Origin of the sequence: Candidatus Microbacterium phytovorans (assembly GCA_029202445.1) — a bacterium.
Lineage (GTDB): Bacteria > Actinomycetota > Actinomycetes > Actinomycetales > Microbacteriaceae > Microbacterium > Microbacterium phytovorans.
On record CP119321.1, the window covers coordinates 908999 to 924296 of the forward strand.

General features: G+C 68.4%; 14 protein-coding genes and 1 tRNA gene. 4 read left to right on the top strand and 11 right to left on the bottom strand.

What is annotated here, in order from left to right:
• Window positions 1-18 precede the first annotated feature (18 nt).
• Window positions 19-279: a 30S ribosomal protein S20 gene (gene rpsT, locus P0Y48_04300; protein ID WEK14432.1), complete on the top strand. Its 261-nt coding sequence runs from the start codon at window positions 19-21 to the stop codon at window positions 277-279.
• A 105-nt stretch (window positions 280-384) separates the two neighbouring features.
• Here rpsT and P0Y48_04305 read toward each other — a convergent pair whose 3' ends face one another.
• From P0Y48_04305 to pabB, 5 genes are all read right to left on the bottom strand, one after another.
• Window positions 385-1413: a DNA polymerase III subunit delta gene (locus P0Y48_04305; protein ID WEK14433.1), complete on the bottom strand. Its 1029-nt coding sequence runs from the start codon at window positions 1411-1413 to the stop codon at window positions 385-387.
• Between the two features lie 9 nt (window positions 1414-1422).
• On the bottom strand, window positions 1423-3744 hold the full coding sequence (locus tag P0Y48_04310) for a ComEC/Rec2 family competence protein (GenBank protein WEK14434.1): 2322 nt from the start codon (window positions 3742-3744) through the stop codon (window positions 1423-1425).
• Window positions 3741-4373 carry a ComEA family DNA-binding protein gene (locus P0Y48_04315; GenBank protein WEK14435.1) on the bottom strand — a complete coding sequence of 211 codons (633 nt, stop codon included), beginning with the start codon at window positions 4371-4373 and terminating at the stop codon, window positions 3741-3743. The genes P0Y48_04310 and P0Y48_04315 overlap by 4 nt, the downstream gene beginning before the upstream one ends.
• Before the next feature lie 88 nt (window positions 4374-4461).
• Window positions 4462-7047 (bottom strand): leucine--tRNA ligase, encoded by a 2586-nt coding sequence (leuS, locus tag P0Y48_04320; GenBank protein ID WEK14436.1) that lies wholly within the window; start codon window positions 7045-7047, stop codon window positions 4462-4464.
• Window positions 7048-7114: 67 nt separating this feature from the next.
• Window positions 7115-8434 carry an aminodeoxychorismate synthase component I gene (gene pabB, locus P0Y48_04325; GenBank protein WEK14437.1) on the bottom strand — a complete coding sequence of 440 codons (1320 nt, stop codon included), beginning with the start codon at window positions 8432-8434 and terminating at the stop codon, window positions 7115-7117.
• Between the two features lie 40 nt (window positions 8435-8474).
• Here pabB and P0Y48_04330 point away from each other — a divergent pair, with 40 nt between their 5' ends.
• The 3 genes from P0Y48_04330 to P0Y48_04340 are packed head-to-tail and all read left to right on the top strand — an operon-like array spanning window position 8475 to window position 10960.
• The gene (locus P0Y48_04330) at window positions 8475-9158 is read left to right on the top strand and encodes a DedA family protein (GenBank protein WEK14438.1); all 684 of its coding nucleotides are present in this window, start codon (window positions 8475-8477) and stop codon (window positions 9156-9158) included.
• A 4-nt stretch (window positions 9159-9162) separates the two neighbouring features.
• Window positions 9163-10197, top strand: coding sequence for a DUF2183 domain-containing protein (locus P0Y48_04335; protein ID WEK14439.1), 1035 nt, complete (start codon window positions 9163-9165; stop codon window positions 10195-10197).
• Window positions 10198-10246: 49 nt separating this feature from the next.
• Window positions 10247-10960: an SOS response-associated peptidase gene (locus P0Y48_04340; protein WEK14440.1), complete on the top strand. Its 714-nt coding sequence runs from the start codon at window positions 10247-10249 to the stop codon at window positions 10958-10960.
• Window positions 10961-10984: 24 nt separating this feature from the next.
• Here P0Y48_04340 and P0Y48_04345 read toward each other — a convergent pair whose 3' ends face one another.
• The 6 genes from P0Y48_04345 to nadD all read right to left on the bottom strand — a co-directional run bounded on the left by P0Y48_04345 (window position 10985) and on the right by nadD (window position 15294).
• Window positions 10985-11830: a hypothetical protein gene (locus tag P0Y48_04345; protein ID WEK14441.1), complete on the bottom strand. Its 846-nt coding sequence runs from the start codon at window positions 11828-11830 to the stop codon at window positions 10985-10987.
• Window positions 11830-12867, bottom strand: a complete 1038-nt coding sequence (locus tag P0Y48_04350) for a DNA adenine methylase (GenBank protein WEK14442.1) — start codon at window positions 12865-12867, stop codon at window positions 11830-11832. The genes P0Y48_04345 and P0Y48_04350 overlap by 1 nt, the downstream gene beginning before the upstream one ends.
• A gap of 220 nt (window positions 12868-13087) precedes the next feature.
• Window positions 13088-13163 (bottom strand) — tRNA-Ala (locus P0Y48_04355).
• 63 nt (window positions 13164-13226) lie between these two features.
• Window positions 13227-13604, bottom strand: a complete 378-nt coding sequence (rsfS, locus tag P0Y48_04360; protein ID WEK14443.1) for a ribosome silencing factor — start codon at window positions 13602-13604, stop codon at window positions 13227-13229.
• Window positions 13601-14701 (bottom strand): hypothetical protein, encoded by a 1101-nt coding sequence (locus P0Y48_04365; GenBank protein WEK14444.1) that lies wholly within the window; start codon window positions 14699-14701, stop codon window positions 13601-13603. Before P0Y48_04365 ends, rsfS begins: the two co-directional genes overlap by 4 nt.
• Window positions 14698-15294 (bottom strand): nicotinate-nucleotide adenylyltransferase, encoded by a 597-nt coding sequence (gene nadD, locus P0Y48_04370; protein WEK14445.1) that lies wholly within the window; start codon window positions 15292-15294, stop codon window positions 14698-14700. The genes P0Y48_04365 and nadD overlap by 4 nt, the downstream gene beginning before the upstream one ends.
• Between the last annotated feature and the right edge of the window lie 4 nt (window positions 15295-15298).

Consider the following 15298-nt stretch of genomic DNA (forward strand, 5'->3'; position numbering starts at 1 on the left):
ACGAAAGAGCCCTCGAACGTGGCGAACATCAAGTCGCAGATCAAGCGCAACAAGACCAACGAGAAGGCGCGTGAGCGCAACAAGGCCGTCAAGAGCCAGCTGAAGACCGAGGTGCGTCGCACCCGCGAAGCGATCGCCGCGGGCGACAAGGCTGCTGCCGAGAAGGCTCTCGCAACCGCGACGAAGAAGCTCGACAAGGCCGTGAGCAAGGGCGTCATCCACGAGAACCAGGCCGCGAACCGCAAGTCGGCCATCGCGAAGCAGGTCGCGGCTCTCTGACTCTGAGCCGTCTGAACTGACGAAGGCCCGTTCCCTCAAGGGACGGGCCTTCGTCAGTTTCCCCGACCGCCCACTCCCCCGCTCCGGAGGACGAGTTCGGACGGTTCAGCCGCCGAACGGAGCGCGGGTGGCGATGACCGTGACAAGTCTCTCCACCGCGAACACCGGGTCGCGGGACGCGCCCTTCACCTCGGCGTCGGCTCGTGCCGCCGCCTGAATGGCGATACTCAAAGAGCCCTCGTTCCACCCGCTGAGATCACGACGGGCACGATCGACCTGCCAGTCCTTCATGCCGAGACGAGCGGCGAGGGCAGCGGCCGGTTCTCGCGAACCGGCGACCCGCGCCATCGTCCGCAGCTTCGACGCGATCGCGGCAACGAGGGGCACGGGGTCGGCGCCACTGGCCAGCGCGTGCCGCAGAGCGACCAGCGCGTCGCCGTAGCGCCCGGCGATCGCGGTGTCGGCGACCGTGAAGGCGGATGTCTCGACGCGCCCCCCGTAGTAGCGCTCCACCGTTTCCACCGAAATATCGCCGGGAACGTCGGAGATCAGCTGCTGACAGGCTGCGGCGAGCTCGGTGAGGTCGTCGGCGAACGCGCTCACGAGCGCACGAAGCGCCGGTGGAGCGATGCGCTTCTGCGCCGCCTGGAACTCGCCCGCAGCGAAATCGAATCGGTCGGAGTCGCGCTTGACGGCGGCACAGGGAACCTCCACCCCGCCGCCGGAACCGGCACGGATCGCATCGAGGAGCTTCTTCCCCCGTACGCTGGCGCCGGTGTGGCGAAGGATCACCGTCGCGCCGTCCTGGGGGGCGTCGAGGTAGGCGAGCGCTTCGGAGAGGAAGACGTCGGAGCACTTCTCGACCCCCGACACCCGCACGAGTCGGGGCTCGCCGAACAGTGAGGGAGAAGTGACGGCGAGAAGAGTGCCGGACGCGTAGTCGTCGGCGCGGAGGTCGGTGACCTCGAGGCTCTCGTCCTCTGCGCGCAGGTAGTCCCGTACGCCCGCGATCGCCCGTTCCGCGCACACCTCCTCGGGTCCGGAGACGAGCACGATCGGCGCGGGCTGTGGCGAGCGCCAGGACAGTTGCGGGATGGCCGACGCGGTGCGGGATGCCGGTCTGCGAGCTGCCATGCGTCCAGCCTACTCAGCGCCGCCGACGCTGCGCTGACGCCAGAAGCGGAGGCCTCCGGCTTCCATCCACACCGCGATCGCGCCGGAGTGGTCGGTGCGGGCGATGCGTGCGCCCGTGTCGGCGAGGATGTCGAGCGTCTCCTTCCGGGGATGACCGTAGGTGTTGTCACCGACCGTGAGCAGAGCCAGACGGGCCCTGACCACCTCGTAGAGCCGCGGGTACTGGTCGGCGCTGCCGTGATGGGCGACTTTGACGACCTCATAGGCACCGGACACTCGCGTCGCGAGCGGTATCTGCGGCGACGCGGACAGGTCGCCCAGCAAGAGAGTGCGCGGCACTCCACCGCCGTCGATCTCGAGGATCACGCTCGCATCGTTGCCGGTGAGAGCGTTGGACGTGGCTGCGGTGGCCGGTGGCCACAGCACACGCCAGCGGGCCGCGCCCACCGTGCCTGCCACTCCCTCGCTCACCTCCGTGAGGCGTGCACCGCCGCGTTCGAGCGTGCCCAGAGAGTGCGCTGCCGCCGTATCCGGAACCGGACCATGGATCACGTGGCCGACACTTCCAACCACGGCGGGCACTCCCCCGCGGTGGTCGAGATCGAAGTGCGTCAGTACAAGCAGATCGATACGTTGGATGCCGAAGAGCTCGAGACACTGCCGCAGCGGCTCGGGGTCGGGTCCGGTGTCGACCAGGGCGACTCTCTGCGACGACCTGATGAGAACGGCGTCGCCCTGCCCGACGTCGCACGCGACGATGGTCCAATCGTTCGGAAGCCGCTCGCGTTCGAGCCACGTCAGCGCCGGCCCCCAGGCGATCCCTGCACCGGCGATGGCGGCGATAGCGAGCACAGCGCCTGCGCGCAGTCGGGGCCGATTGCGAGCGGCGGGATGCACGGCGCCCACGATCGTCGCGCCCACGACGGTCAGCGCGACCGCTCCGCTGAGACCGCCGAACCACGGTGCCGTCGCCCACGGCAGGCGAGCGACGAGCGCGGCGGTCTCGGCGATCCAGGCTGCAGGCAACCATGCGAGAGCGGCGAAGCCGTGAGCGAGGACGGGGATGGGGGTCGAGACACATGCGAGCAGTCCCACGACGGTGGCTGCCGGGGCAGCCGGTGCGGCGATGAGATTGGCGAGTACACCATAGACGGGCACGGTCGGCTCGAGGAGCACGAGGACCGGTCCGCATGCCAGCTGAGCCGACAGTGGCACCGCGATGACGAGTGCGAGGGGCGGCGGCATCCAGCGTGACAGTCCGTCGGCGAGCGGACCTGCGAGCAGCAGCAACGCAGCCGTGGCGACGGTCGAGAGCACGAACCCGGCGGACAGTGCGAGCCACGGGTCGAGGATGAGAAGCACGATGACCGCCATTCCCAAGACCGCGACCCCCGCACCTGCGCGACCTTGGACGATCGCGATCATGGCGATGAGCGCCATTGCCGCCGCGCGGACGACGCTCGGTTCAGGGGTGACGAGCACGACGAATGCCACGAGCACGCTCGCGCCGAGGGCGAGCCGAGTCCGTCGACGCAGCCCCAAAGCGGCACCCACGGCGACGCTGAGACCCACGACGAGTGCACAGTTGGCTCCGGAGACGGCCGTCAGATGCGACAGCGAAGCTCTCTTCATCGCCTCATCGAGTTCCGGGGTCACCCCGCTCGTGTCACCGACGGCCAAGCCCGCGATCAGTCCCGCCGCGGGCTGGGGCAATCCCGACACGACGTCATGCAGACCGCGCCGAAGAGAGGCTGCGGCGGCAAAGGCACCCTCGGGTGGAGACAGCAGAGCGATCTCAGAGGCGTGGACGATGAGCACCGCACGTGCGCCCGCGTCGGCGCGAAGAGCGGTGCCCCGAACGGAGACGGCGGCGCCGACGTCGACCCCAGAGGGAATCTCGACGGCCCGCACGAGCAGGGGCGCCGAGGTGCGCAGAACAGCTTCACCCACTGTGACCTGCGAACTCACGGCGTCGAATCGCCAACCGTGCGCCGACCGCTCGACTTTGCCGACGACGCGCAGCTCCCACGACAGGGCGCGCCCGCCATCGACCGGGAGCGCGCTCACGGCCGCGCGGCTAGGTTCGGCGTAGGCCACCTGGGCGGCCGCGGCGCCGGCGAGGACGGTCCCGGCGACCACGAGCGCGCACACGGGTACTGCCGCGGCGGGCAGGCGCCGAAGCGCGAGCATGACCGATCCCCCGAGCGAAAGCGCGACGAGCCCCACGGAAAGACGCCCGGAGACGTCAGGGAACACGGTGGCGATCGCCGTCGCGCTCCATACCGTGAACACGACCGGCAGCAGCCGCAGGTCGCGTGCACGACGGCTCATGTCGTGACCAGGTCGCGGAGTGCGTCGAGCATCTTGTCGCCGATGCCGGGGACCGCGAGCAAGTCGTCGACACTCGAGAAGCCGCCGTTCTGCTCGCGCCATTCGATGATGCGCTGCGCGAGCGCGGGTCCGATGCGCGGCAGCGTCTCCAAGGTGGGGCCGTCGGCCGTATTGAGATCGACGAGATCACCGGGCGCCGCCCCGGCGTCCGCACTCGATCCCGGTGGAACACCGGTGCTCCCCTCTGACAGCGTTGACGGGTCCTCTCCCCGCGCGGGCACCCGTACCTGTTCGCCGTCGGTGAGGGCGCGCGCGAGATTGATCCCCGAGGGTTCGGCCTTGCGGGTGAGCCCGCCCGCGGCGGCGATCACATCGATCACGCGTGCATCTGTGGCGAGGCGGTAGATGCCTGGTCGCGCGACCTGACCGTGAACGTGCACGTACAGTTCGGCGGCCGCGGTGGGGCTCCCTCCCGCCGCGGGAGTCACGGCGACACTCGCGACCGACTCGACGGGGCTCGCCATCGTGCGAACGATTCCCGTGATGACGGTGATCGCGAGTGCCACGACGACCAGCACGATGGCAGCGCCCCAGCGGAGACGCGAACGTGGAGAGGGGTCTGCAGTCACCGGTCCAGCGTGCAAGACCCCGCCGTCGGTGGGCGAAGTTCGCGCCCTCCCGTGGAGGACTCACGCCGATTGACGGCCGGGGAGGAGGCTACGCAGTGGTGAAGCTGACCACCTTCGGCGCGCGCACCACCGCACGGATGATCGTGCGGTCACCGAGCGAGCGGCGCACCTTCTCGTCGTCTCGCGCGCGCTGCTCGAGTTCGTCGGCGGAGATGCGCGCCGGAACGGTGAGCGTGCCGCGGACCTTGCCATCGATCTGCACCACCGCGGTGACGGATTCCTCGACGAGAAGGGTCGGGTCGGCCTGGCGCCAGGTCACGAGACCCACGAACGGCTCATACCCGAGGATCTCCCACATCTCCTCCGCGGTGTGCGGAGCGAAGAGGTCGAGGATCATGGCGGTCGCCTCGGCGGCCTCGCGCACAGCGGGATCGGCCGGGCCAGCGCCCGTGTCGATCGTCTTTCGCGTGGCGTTGACGAGCTCCATGAGGCGCGCGACCACGACGTTGAACTTGGTCTGCTCGACCAGTCCCGGGGCATCGGCGAGAAGGCGATGCGTCACGCGTCGCAGTGCGGCGTCCCCCTCGGCCCAGACGACGTCGCGGTCGCTCGTGACGTCCTTCGCCACGCGCCAGGCGCGCGCGAGGAACTTCTGCGCTCCCGTGGTGGAGACGTCCTCCCAATTGATGTCGTCCTCGACGGGACCCGCGAAGGCGATCGCGACGCGTACGGCATCCGCGCCCGGGTCGACCATGCTCGAAGCGAACTCGACGAGATTGCCCTTGCTCTTGGACATCTTGGAGCCGTCCAGGAGGACCATGCCCTGGTTGATGAGGGTCGTGAAGGGCTCGGTGAACCCGATCAGGCCCATGTCGAAGAGCACCTTCGTGACGAAGCGTGCGTAGAGCAGATGGAGGATCGCGTGCTCGACGCCACCGATGTAGGAGTCGACCGGGGCCCACTTGTCCGCCTCGCGCGAGGAGAACGCCTGTGTCGCGTCGCCCGGTGCAAGGAAGCGCAGGAAGTACCAGGAGCTGTCGACGAACGTGTCCATCGTGTCGGCGTCGCGGCGGGCCGGTGCGCCGGTCTCGGGGTCGATGGTCTCGATCCACTCGGTGGCACCGCCCAGCGGTGAGGTGCCCTTCGGCGCGAGGTCCAGGCCGTGGGCGTCGGGAAGCGTGAGCGGCAGCTCTTGTTCCGGAACCGGAACGATCCGTCCGTCCTCGGTGTGGATCATCGGGATGGGCGTTCCCCAGAACCGCTGCCGGGAGATCAGCCAGTCACGCAGCCGGTACGACTTCGAGGCGCGTCCCGAGCCCGAGGCTTCGAGCTGCTCGATGACGCGAGCGATGGCATTCCGCTTGCTCAGCCCGTTCAGAGATCCCGAGTTGATGAGGCGTCCCTCACCCGTCAGCGCCGTGCCGGTCACCGCGGGGTCGAGCGAATCCAGCGACTCCCCCGCGGGATCGATAGGCACACCATCGTCGTCGACCTCGATCACCGAGATCGCGCCCGTGACGGGAGCAGTCGTGTCGACGACGACCTTCACCGGCAGGTCGAATGCGCGGGCGAAGTCGAGATCGCGCTGATCGTGCGCCGGCACCGCCATCACCGCGCCATGGCCGTAGTCGGCGAGGACGTAGTCGGCCGCCCAGATCGGTAGCCGCTCTCCGTTGATCGGATTGATGGCGAAGCGGTCGAGGAAGACGCCGGTCTTCGGCCGGTCCGTCGACTGACGCTCGATCTCGCTGGCCTTGCCGACCTGCTCCAGGTAGTCCTGGAAGCGCATGCGCACCTCCGCGGACGAACCCGCGGCCAGTTCGGCGGCCAGGTCGCTCTCCGGGGCCACGACGAAGAAGGTCGCGCCGTGCAGCGTGTCGGGTCGCGTCGAGAAGACCGTGACCTTCTCCGCCCGGCCCTCGATCTCGAAGTCGATGTCGGCGCCCACCGAACGTCCGATCCAGTTGCGCTGCATCCGGATGACCTTCGACGGCCAGAAGCCCTCGAGCTGGTTCAGATCGTCCAGGAGGCGATCGGCGTACTCGGTGATCTTGAAGTACCACTGCGTGAGCTTCTTCTTGATGACCTCGTGGCCGCACCGCTCACAGCGCCCGTCGACGACCTGCTCGTTCGCGAGCACGGTCTGATCGTGGGGGCACCAGTTGACAGGACTCTCCTTGCGGTACGCGAGACCACGCTCGTACAGCTTCTGGAAGAGCCACTGATTCCAGTGGTAGTAGTCCGGGTCGCTCGTGTGCAGTACGCGGCTCCAGTCGTACGACGTCCCGAACCGCTGGAGACTCGCTCGCTGCTGCGCGATGTTGGAGTACGTCCACTCACGCGGGTCCGCGCCGCGCTGGATGGCGGCGTTCTCCGCGGGGAGGCCGAAAGAGTCCCAGCCGATGGGATTGAGCACGTTGTAGCCGCGATGGCGCCAGAATCGGGCCACCGAGTCGACATACGCGTAGTTCTCCGCGTGGCCCATGTGCATGTCGCCCGACGGGTACGGGAACATGCCGAGCACATACTTGCGCGGACGGGTGTCGTCCTCGCCACCTGCGCGGAAGGGATCGGCCTCGGTCCACCGGCGCTGCCACTTCGTCTGGATCTCGTACGGGTCGAACCCGCTGCCCTCCGTATGGGCGGCGGGGGTAGCGGAAGACGTCGAGGACACGGAGCACCAATCGTGGAGAGTTCGGGAACGCGCGCAGGCGTCCTTCCAGATTAGCGGACCGACCAGGTCACCAGTCGGCTGGCAGGAGTGCTCCCGCCGCCGCCAGAGGGCCTCGTGCCTTGATCGCCACCTCGGCGACCTCGTCTGCGGGAACCGAGCGCCAGGTGATCCCCCCTCCCGCTCCGACGTAAGCACCGTGCGGATGGATGACGATCGATCGGATGACCATGGCGAGGTCGGCCCGACCGTCGGCGCCGACCCAACCGAAGCATCCGGCGAACACGCCGCGGGGAGCATTCTCCAAGGAGTGCAGGATGCGCATGGCCGCGAGCTTCGGTGCGCCGGTCATGCTCCCGGCGGGAAAGACGGCCGTCAGGACGTCCGAGAGGGTCGATCCGCTGCGCAGGCGCCCCGCCACCGTGCTCACCAGCTGATGGACCGCGGCATAGGTCTCGACCTCCAGCAGACGTTCGACCGCCACGGTGCCCGGGTCGCACACGCGCTGCAGGTCATTGCGCATGAGATCCACGATCATCACGTTCTCCGCGCGCTCCTTGACGCTGCCTGCCAGATCTGCAGCGAGAGCGTGATCGCTGGCGGGGTCGGTGCCGCGCGGTCGGGTCCCCTTGATGGGCCGTGTTCGCACGATGCCGCCGCCGATCTCCAGGAAGCGCTCAGGGCTGGCGCTGACCAGGGCATAGGGGCCGACGCGTACGAGCCCGCCGTGGTGTGAGGGCGTGGCCGTGCGGAGGCGAAGGAAGGCGGCGACGGGATCGACGGATGCCGAGACGTCGAACCTCGTCGTCAGGCACAGCTGGTAGGCGTCTCCGTCGTGGATGGCGTCGCGGCAGCGCTCGATGAGCGCGACATACTCCGCGGGATCGTGCCGTGCGCGCGCGTGGTGTGCGACATCGGGCGACCGACCGGTACCGACCTCGACCGGAGCCGCGATGTCGTGATCCTGCCAGCGGGCGACCTCCGCGACGAACTCGTCCAGGTCTCCGTGCGGAGCCCAGGCCCACACGCGTCGCGTTGCGTGCTCGAAGGCCACGAAGCGCGTGACGAGAAGCCCGGCGGTGTGCGCGACGCCGTCCTCCACGCTCGCCGGCGCGCCCACGGATGCAGCAGCAGCGTCATAGCCGAGCCACCCGACCCATCCACCGCGAAACGGCCCGCCTTCGTCCGGCGGGGCGAGCGTACGGGTCACGTCGAGGTCGGGAGGCGGCCCGCCCGTCGGCGTCCCGGTCCCGACCCAGCTCCACCCGTCCACTGCGTCGGTGCCGGCATCCAGCCAGAAGCAGTTCTCGTCGCGCGCCGGACCCGCCAGGAAGAGGCGTTCGGGCTCTGTCCAGGCGGGCAGCTCGCGGGACGAGAGGACGTCGATCACGTTCCCAGGCTAGACGGCGGCGGGGACGTAGGCTGGGACGGTGAACGAGTTCCTCACATGGTTGCTCGACGCCGTGCAGAGCGTCGACCCCGTCGTGAGGACGATCTTGGCCGGCGTCGCGATCATGCTCGAGACGAGCGTCCTGATCGGTCTGGTCGTGCCCGGTGATTCCATCGTGATCGTCGCGGGGACGGCCGTCGCATCGCCGTGGGAGGCGGGTGCGCTCATCGCCGTGGTGATCGTCGGTGCGCTGGTGGGTGAGAGCATCGGATTCTGGCTCGGGCGATGGCTCGGGCCGCGCATCCGCTTCTCGCGTCTCGGCATGCGACTCGGGGAAGAGAACTGGACGCGCGCGGAGCTCTATCTCCGTCGCCGCGGCGGGCCGGCGATCTTCATCTCCCGCTTCCTTCCCGTGCTGCACTCACTCGTGCCGCTCACTGTGGGAATGAGCGGGTTCGCCTACCGGCGCTTTCTGGCCTGGACGGCCCCGGCGTGCGCCCTGTGGGCCATCGTGTACGTCTCGGTGGCTGCCGCGGCCGCGGGGACGTACCGGGAACTGGCCGATCAGTTGCACTATGCCGGGTACCTGTTCGTCGCCGTGATCGTCGTGTTCCTCCTCCTCATCTACGTCGCCAAGCGCGTCATCGTCGCGCGCGAGTCTCGGCATCTGCGCCTCGAAGACGAGATGGCGTCCGACGACGTCGACGGCGACGTGAAAGACTGAATCGATGTCTGCCGATCCGTCCCCCCGGCCGAAGGTTCTGTGGCTCGCGCGACTCGAGTACCGATTCCACTCGTGGCGTGAGCGTCGTGCGCGTGCGCGCGGACAGGTTCCCACCGTCGCCGCCTATCCGGGCTACGGCGGGTCGCACTGGGTCCGCGTGCTCGGCCGAGTGCTCATCGTCCCGCCTCTCAAGCCCCGTCGCGGCGGTGAGTATGCAAGTGTGCGCGGCTGGCGCAGCTTCGCGTCGGTTCCCATCGGCTATGCGCAGGTGATCGTGACGGTCGACGGGGTACGCCACGAGGTCGTCGCCGATCGGGGCGGCGTGATCGACACGGTGCTCCCGGCGTCGCTCGCGTCGGGGTGGCAGACGATGACGATGTCGGTCGAGGGCAGCGAGCCCGTGGAGACGAAGGTGTTCGTCGTGGGATCGGACGTGCGCTTCGGCATCGTCTGCGACGTCGACGACACGGTCATGGTGACCGCGCTCCCCCGCCCGTTCGTGGCCGCGTGGAACTCGTTCGTGCTCGACGAGCACGCGAGGCAGCCCGTGCCCGGCATGGCGGTGCTCCTGGAGAGGCTCGTCCGCGATCATGCCGGATCGCCCATCATCTACCTGTCCACCGGAGCGTGGAACGTCGCCCCGACGCTCGTCAGGTTCATGCGACGCCACCTCTTCCCGTCGGGAGCGCTGCTCCTGACGGACTGGGGTCCGACCCACGACCGCTGGTTCCGTAGCGGAAAGGACCACAAGAGCGAGAACCTGCGACGCCTCGCCCGCGAGTTCCCCGACGTGCGCTGGATGCTGATCGGCGATGACGGTCAGCACGACGACGAGTTGTACACGGCCTTCACGAGCGAGTTCCCGGGACACGTCGAAGCTGTCGCGATCCGGCAGCTGTCGACCGCCGAGGCGGTGCTCGCGGGGGGACGCACCGCCGTCAACGACCACTCAGCGGCCGGCGTCCCCTGGGTCACGGGACCTGACGGCGCGGAGCTGCTGGAGCGTCTCGCTGCAGTGGGGGTCGTCGCCGAGTCCTGACACGCCGGCGCAGCCGACCGACGTCGGAGGCCGGGCTTAGGCTGAGCCCATGTGCGGTCGGTTCGTCGTTGCCCAGGTCGGTTCGGAACTCGTGGGGGTGCTCCGCGTCGACGTGGTCGGAGACGATCTTCCGCAGCCGTCCTTCAACGTCGCGCCGACCGACCGTGCCGCCATCGTCCTCGACTCCGCGAAGTCCGAACCCCCCACACGCCGCCTCGAGGCGGCACGGTGGGGGCTCGTACCCGCGTGGGCGAAGGATCCGTCGATCGGGCCCCGCGCGTTCAACGCCCGAGCGGAAGAGGTCGAGGACAAGCCGATGTTCCGGCAGGCCCTCATCAAACGCCGCGCGGTCGTACCGGCATCCGGGTACTACGAGTGGCACACCGACCAGGGCGTGAAGACCCCTCACTACATCCACCCCGGCGACGGGTCACCGCTGCTGTTCGCGGGGCTGTACGAGTGGTGGAGAGACCCCTCGAAGGCCGACGACGATCCGGCGCGGTGGATGTTGAGCTTCACGATCTTGACGAGGGATGCCGTCGGAGATCTCGGTTCGATTCACGACAGGATGCCGTTGTTCCTCGACGCCGATCACGCCGACGCATGGCTCGACCCGACCACCGAGAACGTCGGAGACGTGCTCGATGCGGCGATCGATGCGGCCCCGCTCCTGGCGGACACGATGGCGCACCACGCGGTCGGAAGCGCCGTGGGCAATGTGCGCAACAACGACCCGTCGTTGATCGAGCCTCTCGAGGCGTGAACGACCCGAGAGTCCACAGGGCGGTCAGAGGTAGCCGCGTAGCCGCGCCGCGTGCGAGAGGTCGTCGCGGAAGGTGCTCAGCGTCGCCAGCGTGTACATGCCGTCGATCTCGCCGGACTCCCACAGCCCGTGGATGCGCCGGAGGTCGGCGACACGCGACTTCCACCCGATCCCGTCGATGACGGCGAGCACGAACTGATTCGGCTTGCGTATCGCGGCCATCTCCTGGATCTCTCGCACCGCGTCGGTGAGTTTCGACCCCGTGCTGTCGAAGCCTTTCGCTGCGACGACGATCTGCGCGTCGCCGTCGTCGGGCACGACAAGATCACAGGGAGCGGTCAGGCCGTTTCGCCCCGTGAATCGCGTGCGGGTGCGGTAGGGCAGCGCAAGGTCGTGGGCGACGGCTTCGATCTCGTCCTCGACTCGTCGCCCGGACACACCCGCGCGTGCAGCGGTGGCGCGAGTGCCCGCCCGCGCGATGAGGATGTCGCCGAAGTCGTAGGTGCGGTGGCGCTGTGCCGTAAGCACACCGAGAAGGTCGAACTCGGTCTGAAACCAGTCGACCATCGAGGTGCTGCGCGTGCGGGCGAGTGTGGTCCAGCCGCTGGAGCCGAAACGATCTCTGAGAACGTTCTTCAATCGCTCCTGGCTGAGCCCGACCGCGAGGCCGAGGACCGGGACCCACGCCGGGTGCTGCTGCACCCACTGGGCAAGCGTGGCCACGTCGAGCGCATCGTCGGGTAGGGCAGACAGTGACGCGAAGGCCTCGGCGATCGTCTGGGTTTCGGAGGTGACGGCGGTCGGGTCGGCGTGGGGTGTCAGCTGTGCGAGTGACTCCAGATAGGCCGAAAACGGGAGCGCGGTTGCCATCAGTCCCGCCCGATGAAGAGAAACTCCGATGCGGAGCGACGCGTGGCCGCGGCGTGAGTGCCGAAGCTGTAGCGATGATCGATCTCCTGGACGTCGACACGCGGCTTCACCCGCTTCAGCAGCTCCACGATGCGCTCCGGTCCGGGGAGAGCGTTTGACCCGTAGCTCATGACGATGGCGCCCGCGTTGGCGAACTGGCCGAACGTGCGAGACAGCGCATCTTCGATCGAGCGCTTGTAGGCGAAAGGTGTGTAGCGCTTGGCGATCTTCTGCGTCTTGGTGTGGGGCATGATCTCCACCCCCCGCCAGTACACGCTGAGGCCCTCGAGGAAGTGGTACCGCTTCATGTAGTCGGTGTCGTCGGTGGGCGGCGCGTACGGCGGATCGAGGTAGACGACGTCGGGTGCGTCGACGTCGAGCGAGAAGACATCGCCGGTGACCACGCGATGAGCGGTGCCGCGGTCGAACACCGTCGCGTTGTACTCCGCCACCCGCTCTCGGAAGTGCTCGGCCATCGTGAGCTGCAGATCTCGCCTGCCGTCGACGTAGCGGGTGCCGGCGTAGCTGAAGACGCCGCGGGGTTGCTTGCGTGCAGCAGACAGGATGAGCGCCGAAAGGGCGAGATCGCGCAGGTGGCCCTCGAGCGTGTCGATGTGGGACCAGGCGGAGTCGAGGAACGCAAGGTCGTCCTCATCGAAAAAGATCCCTCGGAAGGTGCGCTGTATGAAGTCACGGTCGTCGGCGGCGGGACCGCAGATCCGCTCCACGGTGTCGAGATCGAGTCGGGAGTGCGAGTTCTCGGTCGTCGCGCGCGCGACGGTCGTGGCGAAGCTCATGAAGTCGTTCGCCGTGACGGAGAAGCCCTGTGCCTTCAGCAGATAGCTCACGACGCCCGAGCCGGAGAACGCGTCGACGGCCGTCGTGCCTCCGACCTCGGCGAACGCGCGCTCGAGATGAGGGATGAGCAGGTACTTCGAGCCCATGTAGCGCATGCGGGGATAGCGCTGCGCGCGCTGTAGCACGTCGGACGTGGTCATCGTGCGACGAGCGGGCGCCGAGGAGCGAACGGGCCGTGTGGAGACGGTCTCCTCGTCAGCGGAGGACGAGGGCTGCGGGGACACTGTGTCAGTGTGCCAGCAGGCGCCGACATCGATGTATGCGCCGCGCGGCGGAGGCGCGACATCGTTGAGACGAGGTCAGCACGAGACGCCGCTGGACTCCGCCGCCAACACAAAATCCCCGGCGAACCGGGGATCATGGTGGACCTGAGGGGACTCGAACCCCTGACCCCCTGCATGCCATGCAGGTGCGCTACCAGCTGCGCCACAGGCCCATCGTCGCCGCTCGCGGCAACTCGATCAGCTTACTACATCGGAGGGCGTGCAACGAACGCGGGTCACTCCGACGCGGCGGTGGTGGGCAGCTGGACGGGCACGATCGGACAGTCTTTCCACAGCCGCTCCAGCCCGTAGAAGGCGCGCTCCTCCTCGTGAAACACATGAACCACGAGGTCACCGAAGTCGAGGAGCACCCAGCGCGCCTCGGCGCGCCCTTCGCGGCGGAGGCGCTTGACACCTGCTTCCAGCAGACGGTCTTCGATCGCGTCGGCGATGGCGGCCACGTTGCGCTCGCTGGAACCGGTCACGAGGAGAAAGGCGTCCACAAGTGGAAGGGGCTCGGAGACGTCGAATGCGACGAAGTCCTCGCCGCCCTTCGCATCTGCGGCGGCCGCGGCGATCTGGACCAGTTCGACCGAGCTGTCGGCGAGCGTCATGAGAAGACTCCTGAGGTGATGGCAACGAAAAGGACTCCGCCGACGGCGACCGCCAGGACGCCCACGACCACGATCAGCGCCCAGGTGAGACGGCTTCCCTTCTCGGGTGCGGGCGGCCGGATGATGTCCTCCGCGCTCTTGATCGTGCTGATGGCTGCGCTCGCGGCGATCGGTGTGGGTGACGATGCCGGCGGGAGCTCACCGTCGATGAGGACCGCGTCGACATCCTTGCCGTCGGATTGGCCGGGCATCGAGCCGGTCGACCCGTAATGATCGGGCAGGGCGAAGGTGCCCGTGATGAGCACCTCTCCCGTTGCGGCAACCGGCGAGGTGAATCCGGCGCCTTCGGGCGTCTGCGAGAGGATCAGGGCGTTCGGCATCGAGAGGGCTCCGGTGCTCGCGCTTCCGCGCGTGAGGAGCTGATCGAAGGACGCGGGAACCTCGACGTCGGCGGCATGGCCGCGGAGGATGTCAGATCCCAGCTCCTCGGCGATCACCCGGCGGTCCGACTCGTCTGCACCGGTGGCGTCGCTCGACGGCTCCGAGGGCTCTGTCACGCCCTCGGCGGCCGCGGCAGCCGCGTCCTCCGACGTGGTGAGCGGTTCGTCGACGGGCTCGACGACAACCGCGTCCACAACGTCGTCAGAGGCGTCCGCGGTGCTCACGAGCTCCTCGGAAGCGGGCGCATCCTCGGGTGCTTCTTCGGACGACGGAGCGTCGCCGGTGCCGGCGGACGCGGCCTCTTCCTCGAGCGCGCGCCTCTCGGCTTCGGTCGCCGCCAGGATCTCGGACGTGATCACCGGCACGGATGCCGTGCGCAAGCGCTCGCGCTGACGTACTTCACGTCGGGTCAGCGTCCGCGACGGAGACGCCGCCGTGATCGTCGAAGGCTGGTTTTCCCTGGACTCCTCGGTGGTTGCTTCGGGGATCGCGACGGGCGGGGCGGGGAGGTCCACGGGCTCGGCCTCGCGCGGGAGCGGCACGGGGGGCGGCGCGTCAGACGACGGAACGTCGGTGACGATCGGGGTGGCTGCGGTGTTGCGCAGCTCGCGCAGCTGTCTGCGTGTGAGCTGAGGCGGCTCTTCGGGTGTGCTCATGCCTGACTCCGGTAGAGGTGATGCTTCGCAATGTATTGGACCACGCCGTCCGGGACGAGGTACCACACCGGGTGGCCTCGACGTACGCGCTGGCGGCAGTCGGTGGAGGAGATCGACAGGGCGGGAATCTCCAGCTGACTCACATCCTCGCTGGGGAGCCCATCGGTCCGGAGCTCGTGTCCCGGACGGGATACGGCGACGAAATGAGCCAGATCCCACAGCTCGTCGTGGTCGCGCCATCCGAGGATCTGTGCGATCGCGTCGGCACCCGTGATGAAGAACAGGTCGGCATCTGGCCGCTGCTTCTTCAGGTCGCGGAGGGTGTCGATCGTGTAGGTCGGCCCCGCTCGATCGATGTCGACGCGACTCACCGTGAACCGAGGGTTGGAGGCTGTCGCGATGACCGTCATGAGGTAGCGGTGTTCGCTCTCGGTGACGTCTTCCTTCTGCCACGGCCGTCCCGTGGGAACGAAGAGGACCTCGTCGAGATCGAACGACTCGGCCACCTCGCTGGCCGCTACCAGGTGCCCATGATGGATGGGATCGAACGTCCCACCCATCACCCCGATACGCGGAGCGCGTGCCGTTGCCATCACG